At 53.4% G+C, this 15,878-nt stretch carries 17 protein-coding genes; all 17 read right to left on the reverse strand.

Annotated features, from left to right (window positions below; translation table 11 throughout):
* A complete protein-coding gene (locus EBB54_RS20180; RefSeq protein WP_170178099.1) occupies positions 1–2,982 on the reverse strand; it encodes a phage tail tape measure protein in 2,982 nt (993 codons plus the stop codon).
* A gap of 66 nt (positions 2,983–3,048) precedes the next feature.
* Positions 3,049–4,374, reverse strand: coding sequence for a hypothetical protein (locus EBB54_RS20185; RefSeq protein WP_125128720.1), 1,326 nt, complete (start codon positions 4,372–4,374; stop codon positions 3,049–3,051).
* 93 nt (positions 4,375–4,467) lie between these two features.
* Positions 4,468–4,632, reverse strand: a complete 165-nt coding sequence (locus EBB54_RS30580) for a hypothetical protein (protein ID WP_170178100.1) — start codon at positions 4,630–4,632, stop codon at positions 4,468–4,470.
* Complete coding sequence (locus tag EBB54_RS20190) at positions 4,629–5,006, reverse strand: hypothetical protein (RefSeq protein WP_004070843.1); 378 nt, start codon at positions 5,004–5,006, stop codon at positions 4,629–4,631. Before EBB54_RS20190 ends, EBB54_RS30580 begins: the two co-directional genes overlap by 4 nt.
* 16 nt (positions 5,007–5,022) lie before the next feature.
* Positions 5,023–5,622: a major tail protein gene (locus tag EBB54_RS20195; RefSeq protein ID WP_125128721.1), complete on the reverse strand. Its 600-nt coding sequence runs from the start codon at positions 5,620–5,622 to the stop codon at positions 5,023–5,025.
* Positions 5,623–5,627: 5 nt separating this feature from the next.
* Entirely contained in the window at positions 5,628–5,945 is a 318-nt protein-coding gene (locus tag EBB54_RS20200; RefSeq protein WP_125128722.1) for a hypothetical protein, read from the reverse strand.
* Complete coding sequence (locus tag EBB54_RS20205) at positions 5,942–6,295, reverse strand: HK97 gp10 family phage protein (protein WP_125130927.1); 354 nt, start codon at positions 6,293–6,295, stop codon at positions 5,942–5,944. Before EBB54_RS20205 ends, EBB54_RS20200 begins: the two co-directional genes overlap by 4 nt.
* A 37-nt stretch (positions 6,296–6,332) precedes the next feature.
* A complete protein-coding gene (locus EBB54_RS20210) occupies positions 6,333–6,716 on the reverse strand; it encodes a phage head closure protein (RefSeq protein WP_125128723.1) in 384 nt (127 codons plus the stop codon).
* Positions 6,716–6,994 carry a head-tail connector protein gene (locus EBB54_RS20215; protein ID WP_125128724.1) on the reverse strand — a complete coding sequence of 93 codons (279 nt, stop codon included), beginning with the start codon at positions 6,992–6,994 and terminating at the stop codon, positions 6,716–6,718. Before EBB54_RS20215 ends, EBB54_RS20210 begins: the two co-directional genes overlap by 1 nt.
* Before the next feature lie 81 nt (positions 6,995–7,075).
* Entirely contained in the window at positions 7,076–8,287 is a 1,212-nt protein-coding gene (locus tag EBB54_RS20220) for a phage major capsid protein (RefSeq protein WP_125128725.1), read from the reverse strand.
* A 13-nt stretch (positions 8,288–8,300) separates the two neighbouring features.
* The gene (locus tag EBB54_RS31650; RefSeq protein WP_279229976.1) at positions 8,301–8,426 is read right to left on the reverse strand and encodes a hypothetical protein; all 126 of its coding nucleotides are present in this window, start codon (positions 8,424–8,426) and stop codon (positions 8,301–8,303) included.
* A gap of 15 nt (positions 8,427–8,441) precedes the next feature.
* Complete coding sequence (locus EBB54_RS20225) at positions 8,442–9,146, reverse strand: head maturation protease, ClpP-related (protein ID WP_125128726.1); 705 nt, start codon at positions 9,144–9,146, stop codon at positions 8,442–8,444.
* Positions 9,147–9,310: 164 nt separating this feature from the next.
* Positions 9,311–10,615, reverse strand: coding sequence for a phage portal protein (locus tag EBB54_RS20230; protein WP_125128727.1), 1,305 nt, complete (start codon positions 10,613–10,615; stop codon positions 9,311–9,313).
* Between the two features lie 63 nt (positions 10,616–10,678).
* Positions 10,679–11,560 (reverse strand): FRG domain-containing protein, encoded by an 882-nt coding sequence (locus tag EBB54_RS20235; RefSeq protein WP_125128728.1) that lies wholly within the window; start codon positions 11,558–11,560, stop codon positions 10,679–10,681.
* Between the two features lie 52 nt (positions 11,561–11,612).
* The gene (locus EBB54_RS20240) at positions 11,613–13,160 is read right to left on the reverse strand and encodes a terminase large subunit (RefSeq protein WP_125128729.1); all 1,548 of its coding nucleotides are present in this window, start codon (positions 13,158–13,160) and stop codon (positions 11,613–11,615) included.
* On the reverse strand, positions 13,160–13,639 hold the full coding sequence (locus EBB54_RS20245; RefSeq protein ID WP_125128730.1) for a phage terminase small subunit P27 family: 480 nt from the start codon (positions 13,637–13,639) through the stop codon (positions 13,160–13,162). The genes EBB54_RS20240 and EBB54_RS20245 overlap by 1 nt, the downstream gene beginning before the upstream one ends.
* Positions 13,640–13,675: 36 nt before the next feature.
* Positions 13,676–15,877, reverse strand: coding sequence for a DNA (cytosine-5-)-methyltransferase (gene dcm / locus EBB54_RS32520; RefSeq protein ID WP_408640804.1), 2,202 nt, complete (start codon positions 15,875–15,877; stop codon positions 13,676–13,678).
* Position 15,878 lies beyond the last annotated feature (1 nt).

The following is a 15,878-nucleotide window of genomic DNA, read 5'->3' on the forward strand; positions in this document are numbered from 1 at the left end:
CTATCTCCCTCCCGACCTAAGATTCTGCCTCGCCTGCGCGTCCACCACCACCTCATCCAGCAGCGTGCCGCCCACATACACCGGAATACAGATCGTCCCCAAATTCTCCCCGCTCTGCATCCCCACAAACATCTCCCGCAGCCCCGAAACCATCTGCCGCACAGCCTCCAGAGAAGCCCCCTGCGCCTGGACCGCCTGCATATCCGCCATCTTCGGGCTCACCACCATATCCCCGGCCACGCCCTCCACAGCCTTCCGCACCAGCCCCCGGCTCCTCTCAATCCCTCTCGCCAGACCGCCCATAAAATCCGGCATCCAGCTCTCATAATCCGTCAAAGGCCCCTCGTCCGGCACAGAAAAATGCAGGAAAGAACGTATCTTATCCGCCACGTCAGACACCGCGCTCACCACATTCCCTATGGCACTGCGGATACCCTCCGCAATCACGTTGATAAAATCCATCCCCCACTGCAAAGCCCGCCCCGGCAGAGACGTAATAAACCTAATCGCCGACTGGAACCCATCCTGCACCACGCTCCCCAGAGAACCCAGCGCCGAACCAATCCCCGACACCATCCCCCGGAAAGCCTCCACCGCCGACTGCCTCAAATTCCCCGCCACGGAAACCACCAGATTTATCAGCCCATTCCAGGCAACAACCGCCGCCGAAGAAACCACAGACCAAAGATTCCCCATAAAATCCCGAAGCCCCAACAACAAAATAGACACATGGTTCACCAGCCCCTGCACCGCAGCCCCAACCATCTGCCCAATCCCCGTCCAGATAGCAGAAGCCGCCTGCTGAATATTCGTCCAGATATGCAGCGCGTCCTCTTTCAGCTTCGTAAAATTCCCCGTCACCAGATCAATCAGCAGCAGAACCGGCCCCAGCACCACATTTTTAATCAACTCCCAGGCCCCCGAAGCCGCAGTCTGAATCCCAGACCAGATCCCCCGCAGCGTAACAGAAAGATTCTCCCACAAAGAGCGGATCATATCCACAATCCCAGCCAGCACCGGATTCTCCATCATGCCCGTCCAGACACTCCCGAAGAAATCCCCCACCGACTGCCAAAGCCCCAACCACCAGGCCGGAATCCCCTCAAAAAACGAAACCAGCGCCTCCCAGGCCGCCGGTATAGTCTCCGTAAAAAACGAACAGATAACCTCCCAGGCAGAAACAAAAAAGTCCCTCACCTGCGCCCAGACCGCATTTACCGCATTCCGGAACCACTCACACTTATTATAAAGCAGCACCACAGCCCCAATCACCGCAGCAATGGCAATCGGAACCCACCCGATAGCCGCCACCACCGCCGACAACGCCGGAACCACCGTCCCCGACACAAACCCAATCACCCCGGAAACAGCCCCCGCAACCTTCGGAACCACCGTCAAGATCGTCCCGACAGCCCCGACAACCTTCCCGACCACAATCAGCACCGGTCCCAGAGCCGCCGCCACCAGAGCCACCGTCACAATGACCTTCTTCGTCCCCTCGTCCAGACCATTCAGCCAGTCCACAAGCCCCTGAATCCACCCGACAACCTGCCGGATAGACGGCATCAAAATCTCCCCGATAGAGATAGCCAATTCCTCCAACTGGCTCTTCAAAATCGTAAGCTGCCCTGCCAGATTGTCCTGCATGGTCTCGGCCATCCGTTCCGCCGTACCGTCACAGTTATTGATAGCACTGTTCAGCTTCTCAATATCCCCAGGAGCCGCATTCATCACCGCCAGGAACCCGCTCATGGCATTCTTCCCCACCAGGGCCTCCGCATTGGCCGCCCGTTCAGATTCCGACATCTGCGCAAACGCCGCCCGGCAGTCTGTCAGGATATCCCCCAGGCTTCTCATACTCCCATCTGCATTGGTGGTCTGCACCGTCAGCTCCCCGAACGCATCCCCTACAAAAGTCACTTCCCCCGTCAGGCTCGTCAGCATGGTCCGCATAGCCGTACCCGCCTGGGAAGACTTGATGCCCGCATTGGCCATCAGACCGATATCCTCCGCCGTGTCCTCCGCCGTGAACCCCAAAGCCCCGGCAACCGGCGCACAATACTTAAACGTCTCCCCCATCATGGCAACATTCGTATTCGCATTAGAACTCGCCGCCGCCAAAATATCCGCAAAATGCCCCGAATCCGCCGCCGACAGCCCCAGAGCCGTCAAAGCGTCCGTCACGATATCCGAAGTAGTCGCCAGATCCTCCCCGGAAGCCGCCGCCAGGTTCATGATCCCCTCAATCCCCTCCAGCATATCCCCGGTCTTCCACCCGGCCATAGCCATATAATTCATAGCCTCCGCCGCCTCCGAAGCGGAGAACTTCGTCTTGCTCCCCATCTCCCTGGCCTTGTCCCGCAGGGCATCCAGCTCCTTCCCCGCCGCCCCGGACACCGCCGCCACCTGGCTCATGGCAGAATCAAAATCAGAAGCCACCTTCACCGCGGCCGCAGAAAGCCCGCCCACAGCCGCCGTCACCGGCATCAGCTTCCGCCCGGCCCCCTCAATCACCGAACCCACATCCTGCAGCTTCTCCCCTGCAGCCCCAATCTTCTGCAAAGCCACCGAAGCCTGCTCCGCCTGCCGCTCCAAATCCCGCAGGGCCTGCTCCGTCTCCACAATCTCCCTCTGCAGGGCAGCATACTGGCTCCGGGAAATCTCCCCCTTCGCCAGAGCCTCATTCGCCTGCTGCCCCGCCAGCCTCAACGCCTCCAGCTTCTCCCTGGTCTCCCCCACAGCCTGGGCCAGAAGCCTCTGCTTCTGCGCCATCAGCTCCGCATTGCCGGGGTCCAGCTTCAACAGCTTGTTCACGTCCTTCAACTGCGCCTGCGTGTCCCGGATCTCCTTATTCACCTTTGAAAGCGCCGTGGAGAGCTTCGTAGTATCCCCGCCGATCTCCACCGTAATCCCCTGAATCCTGGATGCCACAACCCTCACCCGCCTTTCTCCAACGAAAAAAGGAGCCACTACAGCTCCCATAAAAATGCAACAAAAAAGCGCCTGCCATTTCTGACAAACGCCTTATGTAAAAATCATTCTTTTATCCTAATTATCAGAATATTTTATAATCTGGTACTTATCTGGATTACATATTATTTCATTAATATGAATTAAAAACTTGTATAAAAGCAATTTTTGTATTTGAAACTCTTTAGTTTCTACATATTCTTCTGTATTCAATCTTACCATTTCCTTCAAGTAAGTCTCTACACAAACAGTATAGTGAAAGTATTCTTGCATTATATACTTTTGAGCCTGTGCTTTTCTACAATTCTCAAAACATACTTCTATCATCTGTTGAACTTTTTCTAATTCTATATCATTTTCTTTTTGAAAATATATCTCATAAAAAAATTTTTTTATATATTGTTCATTGTATGCCGTATCCGCAGTATAAGGAATAATAAAACAATAGTTCAAATTGGGAACCCTCCAATACTCATTTACTACTTTATACATAGGTGGTTTTGAAGTTTGATATTGAAGTCCTAGCCAATCTCCTTTATTTTGTATTGCTTCCATCATTAACTGCGGTAATACATATTCTTGTACAAACACGCCTTTTGTTCCTTCTTTTGTAGGATACTGTAATATTTGATATAATATATAATCACCTATCATTTTTTTCATATTATTTTTAGAAAATGTATAATATGAATTATCATATTCTGGCATACTCGAACCTGTATACGTTTCCGAAATCAATGCATTTAAATTTCCTATGAACCCATTTGAAACATCATACATTCCATTTCTATAAAAGTAACTATACCTTGGAAAAAATAAAGCTATATTTACTTCTTCAATAGTTCCATTTATTTCATTCAATGCAATTTGAAGCGATTCAGCCATATAGCTCATTGGTTGCCCTGTCATACTATACCGCTGATTGCCAGCTAAGTATCTCTTTGTAAAAGGAATGTGAAAATATTCCCTTATATCTGATTCATCATAATCCCCCGTCTTTCTACGAACCCTAAACATCGGTTTGCAAAGTTGTTGTGCATTGATAGATGTGTAATTTGTACTGTATTTTTGTAAAAATGCGACCATTCCGTGATAAGCCTTTTCATGATTACATGTAATAAACGTCTTGTATATATTAATTATCTCATCAAAAACAACAGCAATATAGTCTATCTTCGACTGCAAATCTGTTTTCATTTCTTCTAAAAAGCTTACAATATTTTCATTTTTTGCAAAACCATGACAACAAGAACATAAATTACTTGAATCTAAGTTTTTCAAACTTTCGAGAAAGTTTTCTTTATATTTGTATAAATCGTCTTCAAATCTTAATGTGCTATGTCTTGACATCGTTTTTAGCTTATGCTGATACTCATCTTTAATAAAACAATATATACAGCTCATTTATATCTCCTTTTAAATGTAGTCTTTCCTGAATTTATTCAGCCTTTTCCCACTACCCATCATAGCAGAAAAAGGCCGCCATATCAATCAAATTTAGAAGCGGTCCATATCCTCCTGCGTCCCCAGCTCACAGTACCGATACCCGTCATTCCGGCTCTCCACAAACATATCATTCACCAGCCCAATAGACAAAAGCTCCATATCCGCCATAGAGATCCCAAGCTGCACACACCGGAGCAGGAACAGCGGCGTAGTCATCTCCCGCTCTGTTGGCCGAAGTTTTTTTTAGCCTCCGCATCCGTCTTCACATTCAGCCCCCACAGCTTAATCAGCTCCGGCAGCACCTGATAAATTGAAAACGTATTAAACCCGTCCAGCCATTCCTCCACATCGTCCGGGATAGCCGGGTCTGCGTGCTTCGCCATCGTATAAGCGATATTCTCAAACATCTCCAAAGAAAACAGATCCAAGTTGGAACGCTCCTCATCCCCCTCCCCAATGCTCTTCTCCAGAATCCGCAGATCCTTATAAATATCCCTCTGGAACTTCAACCGGTAAATCCTCGGAATCGCCGCCGATGCCTTAAACAGCACCTCCTTCCCGTCAATCCCGACCTTCCTCACAATACTCATACCCTTCCAGCCTCCTTCAACCCTGTCCCTCTTCCTCGACACCGCCGCCGGCCTCCGCCCTCGGGACCGGCAGATACACACTCTTATACCACCCCTCATACGTCTCCGCCGAAGTCTTATTCCCCGTCTTCGCCTTCACATACCCGCTTGCCAGCGGCCTGGCCTTCACCGTCAGCGTCTCCGTCTGCACCTCCCGGCTCTCCTCATTGGTCTTCCCCTCAATCTTCGGCCTGCTGGCAGAACAATTATACAGCACATGCCGGATCTTCCTGATATCCCCGTCAAACTCAAACAACAGCGCAAAAGCCCCCGTCTCCGAATTGGCGTTCTCCACCAGCACCTCATTCCCGTCCGCTTCCTCCTTCAAAACATCCGTCCGGAAACTCTCCGGGATCAGCGCCAGCTCCAGGTCCCCGTCATACCCCATATTGTTGGCAATAATATAATACTCAATCCCGTCCGCATAAAACGACTCCGGCTCCCCGTTCGGGTCCAGCGCCAGCGAAACCGCGCCCGGCATCGCCACCGGCTTGTCAAACGTCATCTCCCCGTCCTCCGCCACCCTCTGCAGCGCATAATGGCAGTTGCAGATATTGAACTTCACCTTGTTATTCATCCCGTCTAAACCTCCATCTCATACAGAACCTCATACAGCTTCTCCGACTCGATCCACACCTCGCTCTTCCCGTAGAAAATCCCATGCTTTAACAGCACCGCCTCCACAGCCTCTTCCAAATCCGGGTCCTTCAAGTCCGTATAAAGCTCAATGTCCAGCTCACTCTTCTTAAAATACGCAATCCCGTCCGCCGAAAAATTATCCGCCCTGGGATACAGGAACACCGCAAACGGCGGCTCCGGCGCCTCCCCTTCCACGAAATGGCCATAGGCAAAAGGAAGCCCCATTTCCTCCATCATTTCCAGCACATCCCCATGGCTCATTTGGACAGCCCCCTTTTAATCCCCTCTTCCAGCTCCCGGGCACCCTTTTCCTCCGCCGGTGCAATATGCGGGACAGCCTTCACCCGTCCGCCTCCCCGCTTCGCATGGCCCTTCTCCAAAAGATGGGTAAGCTGATACCGGTTCCGGCTGTGTACCACCACTTCCAGCGTATTGGAAGTCTCCCTCTGCCACTTCACCGCCCAGCTCTTCTTATACTTCCCGGTCCTCACCGGAGCGCCCGCCTGCGCCTCCTTCTTCACCGTATTCCCGGCCTTCTTCACACAGTCCTTCATCACGTCCGCGGCAAGCTCCGCATACTCCAAAAGACCCTCCATAACGGCCTCCGCCATCCGGTCCACAGACACCCTCTGATTCTCCGACACCCAATCACCTCTTCACCAAAGAAGCCCGCAGCTTCAACGTCCTATTCTGATACCGCACATTATCAATAAAAGTGATATTGTAAACCTGCCCCCGGAACAATACCCGGTAATGCTCCGTATCCATATCCGCCACTTCCGAACAATACCGGATAATGAAATAAATATCCTTCTGCGCATTCACCTGCGCCGCCTCCCAGTATTCCTTCCCGGAAAGACTGTTCACAAAAGCAGAACAGAAAAAATAATCCTCCCAGGCCAGCACATGGTTCCCCGCCTTATCGTTCCCCAAAGAGCTCTTCTGAACCGTGATCCGCTCCTTCCACTCCCCCAAAGGATACCTCTGCCGGGAACTCCCGCCCGCCCCGCTGTCCCTCCATACCTCCGCCATCAGAACACTTCCCTCCTGATACCGAACAGCAGAGAGCGTAAAGTCTGCACCAGTTCCTCATGGTCCGCCTGCTCCCTGTGCTCATACAGATAGGCAGTGACATACAGAACGGCAATCCGCGCCATGGGAAGATGCCCTTCCAGCTCCCCCGCTTCCATCCGCGCCATATCCGCACACATGCTCTCCCCGGTCTCCAACAGCCCGGAGATAAACCCGTCCTCATCCGCGCTGTCCACCCGGAGATACTGCTTCGCCTCTTCCAGCGTCACAACCTCCATCCTGCATCCCTCCCGCCTTTCATACTTTATTTCATGCCGGAGATTTCACACCCCCGGCATCACTCACAACACGTCAGAACCTTACGCCCCGGCGCTGCTCCCCTTGATTGCCATAGTCTTCACAGCCTCCGGCAGAACCAGCTTCCCGTCCACCCTCTGGCTTGCCAGGAACCCTACCTGCCCGTTTGCCGCAAACAGCTCATTCAGCCTCTTAAAAGACCTTCCCTGCCGGTCCGCGATCCAGTAATAAGAGAAATCCCCGAAGGCCATCACCTTCGCCCCCGCCGCAACCTCCGGCACATAGGCAGAAGTATGGTACGGACGGTTCAGGATCATGTCCGGCTGCCCCGCCTGCACGGACGGCTGCCAGATATAATTTCCGTTATTGTCTTTCAGCTTCCGCAGGGCCTTCACCGTCGTATCATTCAGCACCCAGACCGCCTTCTTCCGGTACGGCGACTTCACCGCATAGAACAAATCCATCACATCGTCAAACGTGATATTCGCCGCTGCCGTGGTCACTCCGTCAGAAGCCCCGCCCGCGGCATTAAAAATACCCGTAGGCTTGCCCTTCCCGTCCCCGGTAAAGAACGCCTCTTCCTCCTTCGCCCCGATCCTGCGCCCGAACTCCTTAGAGATATACGCCTCCAGGTCAAACACACTGTCATTCAGAAGCTCATCCGACACTTTCAGCATCGTCGCCACCTTGTACGCCCCGATGGAAACCTGCCCGAAAGAATCATCCGACTCCGGGTAAGCCCCTTCCTCGTCAATCCAGGAAGCCGTCCCCTTCGTCGCCACCACCGGGATCTTCCGGTCCCCGCTGGAAGTCTGGATCACCGTGGCGATACTCCGGAAAAAGTTCTCTTCCTCCAGAGCCTCCACCAGCGTATGCTCAAACTCGTCCGGCACCAGATACCCGCCCTCGGAATCCGTCCCCACCTGCAGGGCATTCTCCACGTCATAAAAATTCTTCCTCCGCATGGCATTCCAGAACGTCTTTTTATACCTATCCGTCGCCCTGCCTTTCTTCTCTTCACCATCCGGATTGTTGTTCGGCTTATTCGTGATCGGCTCGGAGACAGGCTTATTCAGCTCCGCGTCAATCGCCGCCTGCCGTTCCAGCCGCTCAATCTCCTTCCCCAGATTCACAACCTCCTGCTCCATCTTCTCATAGACAGCCGTATCCTCCGCCGACAGCAGGCCGTCCCCGCCCCGCTTGCTGTCCAGGAAAGACTTTGCCGCCTCCCATGCCTTCGCACGCTTCTCCCTCAACTCCAAAATCTTCTTCATCTCCATACCTCCGTCAATCTATTTTTTTATTTACAGAAATCTCTTCCAGGCGCCACAGCACCTCTACAAGTTCCACATAGCCGCAGTACCTCGCAGCCTTCCCCTGCTCCGCCGGTTCACAGGCCGCCGCACAGCCCATGACCACTCCAAATACTCAATGCCGCAAAAGCCCCAGCCGCTTCTCCAACTGCTCCACCGGAACCCTCTTTTCCGTCTCCTTCGGCACCAGCTTAGACAGCAGGGAATTAGTCACCGCCATACGCGAAAACATCACGCCCTCCGGCTCCGTACCCCTCACCGAATCTTCCGTGCCTTCCCCATGCAGAACCCCGTCTGCAAAGCCAAGCTCCACCGCCTTCCCCGCATTGAACCAGCTCTCCGCATCCATCAGGTGGGAAATCCTCGCCCTGCCCATGCCCGTCTTAATCTCATAGGCGTTCATAATGCTCTCCTTCACCTCGTCCAGCATCTCCCCGGCCCTCTGCATCTCCTTGGAATCCCCAATGGCAATCGTCATAGGATTGTGGATCATCATCATGCCCACCGGGGACATCAGAACCTCCGTCCCGGCCATGGCAATCACAGACGCCGCCGAAGCCGCCAGGGCATCCACCTTCACCGTCACGTCCCCCCTGTATTCCATCAGCATGTTATAAATCTGCGCCGCCGCAAACACGTCCCCGCCCGGAGAATTGATCCAGACCGTGATATCCCCCGTCCCCGCATCCAGCTCTTTCCGGAACAGCGCCGGCGTCACCTCGTCCCCGTACCAGGTCTCATCCGAAATCTCCCCGTTCAATACCAAGGTTCTCTCCCCGTCCGTCTCATTCCGTATCCAGTTCCAAAACTTCCGCTTCATCCCTGCACCTCACTTTCCGCTTCTTCCAATACTTCCCACCGATTCTCATAAACCGGCGAACAAAAAAGCCAGCAGATACATTCACCTGCCAGCTCCCAAAACACCTTTATCCAGCTATTATGCTTTTATACCCTTATGCCTTTATGCTTTCATGTTCCCATGCCTCACAGCCCCAATCCGGAGCCTCCCTGCCGAAACTGCCTCCCGTCCGGCGGCTCCTGCTCTTGCAGGCCCTTCCCCGCAAACAGCCCCGCATCTTCCAGCCTGCAAAGATTCCCGTTCACCAGATACAGATCCCCGCCTTCCTCCGCAGGAATCGGGTTCATGTCCTCCATCTCCCTGATATCATTCGTGGACAGCCACCCATTCTGCCGCCCCACAGAATACCCGTTCATACGGCTCTGGTAATCCCCCCGCAGAAGCCCATCCACATTCAGCTTCACGAAATACTCCCGCTTCTCCTGGGGCAACAATAAGGCTTTCTGTAAAGACTGCTCCCACCGGATCACCCACGGGTCCAGCGTATACTTCACAAACTCCAGCGACTGCTGCTCAATATTGCTAAAGCTGCTCTTATCCAGATCCCCCACCATATGCGGCGGAATCCGGTACAGCCTGGCAATCTCGTCCACCTGGAACTTCCTGGTCTCCAGAAACTGCGCCTCCTCCGGCGGAATCCCGATCTGCTGGTACTTCATGCCCTCTTCCAGAACAGCCACCTTCCCCGCATTCTTAGAGCCCCCGTAGACAGCGTGCCAGCTCTCCCGCACCTTCGCCGGGTCCTTCAACACCCCCGGATGCTCCAGCACGCCGCCCGGCGTGGCCCCGTTCTCAAAGAATCCCGCCCCGTATTCCTCACAGGCCAGCGTCATCCCCACCGCATTCTTCGCCATGGCAATGGGAGAATACCCCACCAGACCGTCAAACCCAAGCCCGGGGATATGCAGCACATCCTCCCGCGGAAGATACACCCTGCCGTACTCCCCAAAGTTCGGGTTCTCGTCACCGTACCGGTTATAGACATAATAAAGCTCCCCCTTACCGTCCCGGTCAACCTCCACCTTGTCCGGCAGCAGCGGGTACAGCCCCAGCACCCGGCCCCCGCCGTCCCGTATGATCTGCGCATAGGCATTCCCCCAGATCAAAAGATGGCTCATAAGCGTCTCCCGGAACACAAAAGAAGTCATCTCCGGGTTCGGCTCGTCATGCAGGAGATAATACAAAGGATGGTCATACACCCGCTCCTTCCCCCTCCCCGCATACCGGTACAGATGCACCGGCAGGGAAGCAACCGCCTCCGACAGAATCCGCACACAGGAATAGACCGCCGTGGTCTGCATGGCCGTCCGCTCATTCACAACCTTCCCGCTGCTGCTCCGCCCAAACAAAAAGGAATAAGCCGTACTCCCGTAACTGTCCCTCGGCTTATCCCTCGCCCCCCTGATACCCAAAACAGACGCCAGCTTCATACACACCTCCTAAAAATACGCAGAAGAAAAGCACCTCCAAAGAGATGCCTACTTTCCTAAAAGTCAATCTACTAACAAGTATTCCTTTGTAATTCCCTTTTTTTCAAGAGATTCTAAAATTTCTTTTTTTAATTCCTTACTAATCACTATTTTCACCAAACCATTTCCATTTTTCAACCCTTCTGGGACTTGCACTGAATGGGGATAAAATTTATTATATCCTGCATGTGAACTAATTCGTGCCACACCATCCAAAGGATGTTCAAATTTTACCCCACATAAATAAAAACATCCGTTCTGCCTTTTTAATCTTAAATTATTTTCTTTAGTAGTTTCAGAAGGAACCGCCATAAAACCATGATCTAAAAAAGAAACGATAGCAGTGTTTAAGTCTATAGCCTCCTTGAATGTATCGTTAATCTTTGGATATTTTCCAAGTATTATTTCAGATAAATCCTGTACTGACATCACGGAATCCGTCTTTATCCTGACCAACTCTGTCAAAATACATGCTGTATACCATTCTGCCTTATGTGGTGGATAACACCACATAAACAACGCACCGTCTTTATCCATATTTCCCGAACATGCAAAATAAAGTGCTACATCTTTATCGGTAGTAAAATCTATAAACCTGGTGCCAGTTTGGTAATGCTGGATATACGCAATGGTATCAAATAAATTCATATCATGCTTCGGCTTATAATCAGCCAATATATCATATTCTTGCTCTTTCGCATCTTCTATGCTGGCACGTATTTTCCATGATTCATCACTTTGTCCTCTAAAAAAGGTCTGTAAACGGTCCGATGGGTCATCATCAGCAGTTCTTCCTTGTCTCGGCAAATTATAAAAACAATTATAATCGGCAATAATTTTATCAATATCTCCAACTGTATCTATATGGATTTCCTGATATTCAAGTTTTTTCTCATACAATGACATGCTGTTTTACCTCCGGCTTCTTTGCTTTCAGTATATCATGAAATCCAACAGACTAAAAGCTCAAAATCCCCCTCTCATCATACACGCTCCCCGTGCTCCCGCCATTCCGCACCGCCCGGTCAAGCGCCATAACCGCCGCCACCGCGCCGTCAATCTTCTCCGTGGACTTCTCCTTGTCCGGCTTGATATTCCCCGCCGGATCCGTCCGCACAAAAATATTGTCCATCATCCACCGCAGCACCGGATGCCCGCCGTGGGCAACATTCCTCTCCAACACCAGCTCCATCAACCTCTTTGTAGGCGGCGACATATCCTTGAACCCCTGCCCGAACGGAACCACCGTAAACCCAAGCCCCTCCAGGTTCTGGACCATCTGCACCGCTCCCCACCGGTCAAAGGCAATCTCCTTTATGTGGAACCTCTTCCCCAAATCCTCTATAAAACTCTCAATAAACCCATAATGGATCACATCCCCCTCCGTAGTCTCCAGAAACCCCTGCTTCTCCCACACATCATACGGCACATGGTCACGCCGCACCCTCCGCACCATATTTTCCTCCGGTATCCAGAAAAACGGCAGGAACACATACCTCTCCGTATCGTCCCTGGGCGGAAACACCAGCACAAAAGCCGTGATATCAATAGAGCTTGACAAATCCAGCCCTCCGTAACACTCCCGCCCCAGAAGCTCCCCCTCGTCCACCGGGAAAGCACAGGCATCCCACTTCTCCATCTGCATCCAACGTGTGGACTGCTTCACCCACTGGTTCAGCCGGAGCTGCCGGAAAATATTTTCCTCCGCCGGATTGTCCCTGGCGCTCAAACAGGCATTCCGCACCTTCCCGATATCAATCGTATGCCCCAAAGACGGGTTCGCCCGGTACCACACTTCCTCCGAAGTCCAGTCCGCATCATCCGAAGCCCCGTAAATCACCGGATAAAACGTGGGGTCCGCCTTCCGCCCGCACAGAATATCCTCCGCCTTCTGATGCTGCTCAAAACAAACCGAATGCCGGTCCGTCCCCGCCGTAGTAATCAGGAAGAACAAAGGCTGTGTCCTGGCATCCCCGGAGCCCTTCGTCATCACGTCAAACAATTCCCGGTTCGGCTGGCTGTGCAGCTCGTCAAAAATCACCGCATGGACATTCAGCCCGTGCTTCGTATAAACCTCCGCAGAAAGCACCTGGTAAAAACTGTTCGTCGGCTTATACACCAGCCGCTTCACCGACATCACCGGCTTGATCCGCTTCTTCAACGCCGGACACTGCTCCACCATGTCCACCGCCACGTCAAACACAATGGAAGCCTGCTGCCGGTCCGAAGCGCACCCATACACCTCCGCGCCCCACTCATTGTCCCCGCAGGTCATGTAAAGCGCCACCCCCGCCGCCAGCTCCGACTTCCCGTTCTTCTTCGGAATCTCCACATAGGCCGTATTATACTGCCTGAACCCGTCCTCCTTCACCGTCCCGAACACGTCCCTGATAATCGTCTCCTGCCACGGCAGCAGGTCAAACGCCTGCCCCCGCCATCTCCCCTTCGTATGTTTCAGGCAGCGGATAAACTCCACAGCCCTCTGCGCCTTCGCCTCGTCAAACACTATCCTCCGCCTCCCTTGAACAGCAGGATCTCCATAGCGTCGCTCTCCTTATCCTCCCCGGCATCCGCCACGATCCGGCTCCGGGAAGAAGGCGTAAGCCCGAACTGCTCACAGAACCGGTTCATGATCTTCAGGTAAGTCTGCGCAATGGACACCTGCGGGACCTGCTGGCAGTACCCCGAAGGCGTCTCCATGATCGCCCCATGCTCTGAAATATATTCCTCCGCTTCCTTCCACCTGGCATACGCCTGGCAGTACCCCGCAAAAGCCGCCATGTCAATCTCCGTCAGAATCCCAAGCCGCTCCATCTGCTTCGCCATCCGCTTCCATTCCTTCTTCGCCTCCGCTTCCAGCCACGCCGGACACCTCGGAGCCTTATTTTCCGGCTTCGGCTCCCCGGCATTCAGCCCCCGCTTCCCAGGGTTCCCCTCCAGCATTTTCACCGCCGTAGGCTTCGGCTTCCGCCCTCTCTGCGCCACCGCACTCACCTCCCTCCGTACCGGCTCACGCACTTTTTAATCCAGAAAATCAAAATCCTCATCAGGCCCCGTCCCGGAATCCCCGGACAGGCCGCATGCCGTATCCCCAAAGTCCTCCCATGCCGTCCCCGGCACAAAGCCATCAGCGCCTTTCCATTCAGCCTCCCGCACGGAATCCCCAAACTCTTCCCACACAGCCTCCATCTGCGCCAGAAGCTCCCGGCTCTCCGGCAGTGCCATGGCGACCGCATAAGCCACCGTTGCCGTGACCGCATTTCCGGCCTGCTTATAAAGCTGTGTCTCCGAATTGACAGCCGCCGCCCGCTCATACAGCTCATCCGGGAACCCCTGCAGGCAAAAACACTCACGGGGAGTCAGCCTCCGGATCTTCCCGCACTTCGTCACCGTCCCCATCATGCACCCCGTATCCAGCGTCTGCGAACAGCCCTTTCCAACCCGGCCCCGCCGGGATTCACTCTTCGGGTACGACAGGCACACGCCGTCCCCCGGATAAGCCAGGTCATACCCCTGCTTCGTGCCGTTCCTCACCGGCAGCGCCGGCTCCGCATCCCCGGATACCTCTTCCGTCAGATAAACCCCGTGCTGATCCTGCGCCGTCAGCGTGAACATCGGCTCCCCGGCCTCCTTCATCCGCCTGCCGTTCTGCCGCTTCTCCATCCTGTCCGGCGTCAGTACCGCCCTGGCTTCCTGCACCGCAGAATCAGTCTCCAATATTCCGGAATTGCCATAATTCGTCAGCCCGCCATTATACTGTGCAATCAGACACCGGGCAACCTCCGTAACCTTCGGATGGTTCAGCGTCTGGTCCACAAATATCCGGCCGCCTGGCTCTGCATCGCCTACGCAGTACAGCCCGGTCTTCGCGCCCATACCCCCGCCGTTCGCCCCGATACTCACCGAAACCCCGGACGGGTCATACACCCGGTATCCCTGCATCCCGCCTATAACCTCTTTAAGAGCTCCACCGTCTTCTCCGAAGACAGGTAATATTTCCCGTCCACCTCTGCTTCTAAGAACTGCGATAAGGAATACCCTCTCCCGGTTCTGCGGGACTCCGAAGTCTTTAGAATTAAGCACCTGCCACCGCACGTCATACCCTGCCTCGTCCATTTCAGAGAGAACGGCGGCAAAATCGAATCCTGCATTGACTGATAACAGGTTCTTAACGTTCTCAACAAGTAGGTATGTGGGCTTACCGCCTTCCTCTTTGCCTTTGATGAGGTCAATAATGCTGTAATAGATTCCACTTCTTTTTCCTCTAAGCCCCCTCTGCTTTCCTGCGATGGAGATATCCTGGCAGTTGTGGGCTGCCAGCCCTCCTGCTGTGTATGAATTGTCATCTTCCACCTCCATGTTGTAGACATATCCATCAAACGGGACCTTCCTGCTGCCCCTGAAACGGCACCAGACATATCCGTCCATGAAAAAAGAGCCGTCCCTTTCAGACCGCCCTTCCTTGAACCTCACCGTATAAAAATCATGCTGCCGTACCGTCCTGCCCTCGATCACGCAGGTCTTTGGCATCTTATTTCTGTAAACCGCACAGGGCATACGGTACGCCTTATGCACACAGTCCCGGATTCCATAAGCAAGCTCCCTGGAAATCGTGGATGCCTGATGGTATTTCCCAACCATGCACCCGTCCGTCTCAAAATACCCTTCCAGAAACGCCCGCAGCAGATCCTCCGGCAGATTGAAGACCGTCTCTGTCAGCCGCTTTCCTCCCGCACCCTTTCCAAACTGCATCAAAAATACCGTCAGCTCTTTATTCGTAAAATGCACCTTATAAGCCGTCCGCTCCTTCGCCACGCTGTAACGGAACATTCTGTCCACATGCCTTTTCAGCCGTTCCAGCTTTTCCTCATTGCAGGCAATCACCACCCGGTAATTATCAGACGCATTCTTCCTCTTGGTAACACGATACCAGCCGTCACCCATATAACAGCCCACGAACCACCAGAAATCCCGGCTCCCAAGGTCAAGACCGTCCAGCCTGTACTCCCTCCCACGCCGCTCATAAGTAATCCCGTCCCACTCCGGCAGCTCCGCCTTGTTATTCACCGGAACCGCGATCAGATCACCTGCCTCCAGTTCCTGTACGGCTTTCCATTTGGCAGAATCCCCGTCTTTTACCAGAAACGGATGCTTCCCGGTCACTCTTAGATTCTCTACGCCGAAAACGTCCAGCTCATAAATCTCCCCGGCCCTATGTTTCATG

This window comes from Schaedlerella arabinosiphila (assembly GCF_003885045.1).
Classification (GTDB): Bacteria; Bacillota; Clostridia; order Lachnospirales; family Lachnospiraceae; genus Schaedlerella; species Schaedlerella arabinosiphila.

Coding starts and splice junctions, on each gene's coding strand:
- EBB54_RS20190 (WP_004070843.1), bottom strand. CDS start 5,006: ATGAGTATTGTGAGGAAGGTCGGGATTGACGGGAAGGAGGTGCTGTTT.
- EBB54_RS20200 (WP_125128722.1), bottom strand. CDS start 5,945: ATGAGCCATGGGGATGTGCTGGAAATGATGGAGGAAATGGGGCTTCCT.
- dcm (WP_408640804.1), bottom strand. CDS start 15,877: ATGAAACATAGGGCCGGGGAGATTTATGAGCTGGACGTTTTCGGCGTA.
- EBB54_RS30580 (WP_170178100.1), bottom strand. CDS start 4,632: ATGACTACGCCGCTGTTCCTGCTCCGGTGTGTGCAGCTTGGGATCTCT.
- EBB54_RS20185 (WP_125128720.1), bottom strand. CDS start 4,374: ATGAGCTGTATATATTGTTTTATTAAAGATGAGTATCAGCATAAGCTA.
- EBB54_RS20180 (WP_170178099.1), bottom strand. CDS start 2,982: ATGGGAGCTGTAGTGGCTCCTTTTTTCGTTGGAGAAAGGCGGGTGAGG.
- EBB54_RS20220 (WP_125128725.1), bottom strand. CDS start 8,287: ATGAAGAAGATTTTGGAGTTGAGGGAGAAGCGTGCGAAGGCATGGGAG.
- EBB54_RS20230 (WP_125128727.1), bottom strand. CDS start 10,615: ATGAAGCTGGCGTCTGTTTTGGGTATCAGGGGGGCGAGGGATAAGCCG.
- EBB54_RS31650 (WP_279229976.1), bottom strand. CDS start 8,426: ATGGGCTGTGCGGCGGCCTGTGAACCGGCGGAGCAGGGGAAGGCTGCG.
- EBB54_RS20215 (WP_125128724.1), bottom strand. CDS start 6,994: ATGGAGGTTGTGACGCTGGAAGAGGCGAAGCAGTATCTCCGGGTGGAC.
- EBB54_RS20195 (WP_125128721.1), bottom strand. CDS start 5,622: ATGAATAACAAGGTGAAGTTCAATATCTGCAACTGCCATTATGCGCTG.
- EBB54_RS20210 (WP_125128723.1), bottom strand. CDS start 6,716: ATGGCGGAGGTATGGAGGGACAGCGGGGCGGGCGGGAGTTCCCGGCAG.
- EBB54_RS20235 (WP_125128728.1), bottom strand. CDS start 11,560: ATGTCATTGTATGAGAAAAAACTTGAATATCAGGAAATCCATATAGAT.
- EBB54_RS20205 (WP_125130927.1), bottom strand. CDS start 6,295: ATGGCGGAGGCCGTTATGGAGGGTCTTTTGGAGTATGCGGAGCTTGCC.
- EBB54_RS20225 (WP_125128726.1), bottom strand. CDS start 9,146: ATGAAGCGGAAGTTTTGGAACTGGATACGGAATGAGACGGACGGGGAG.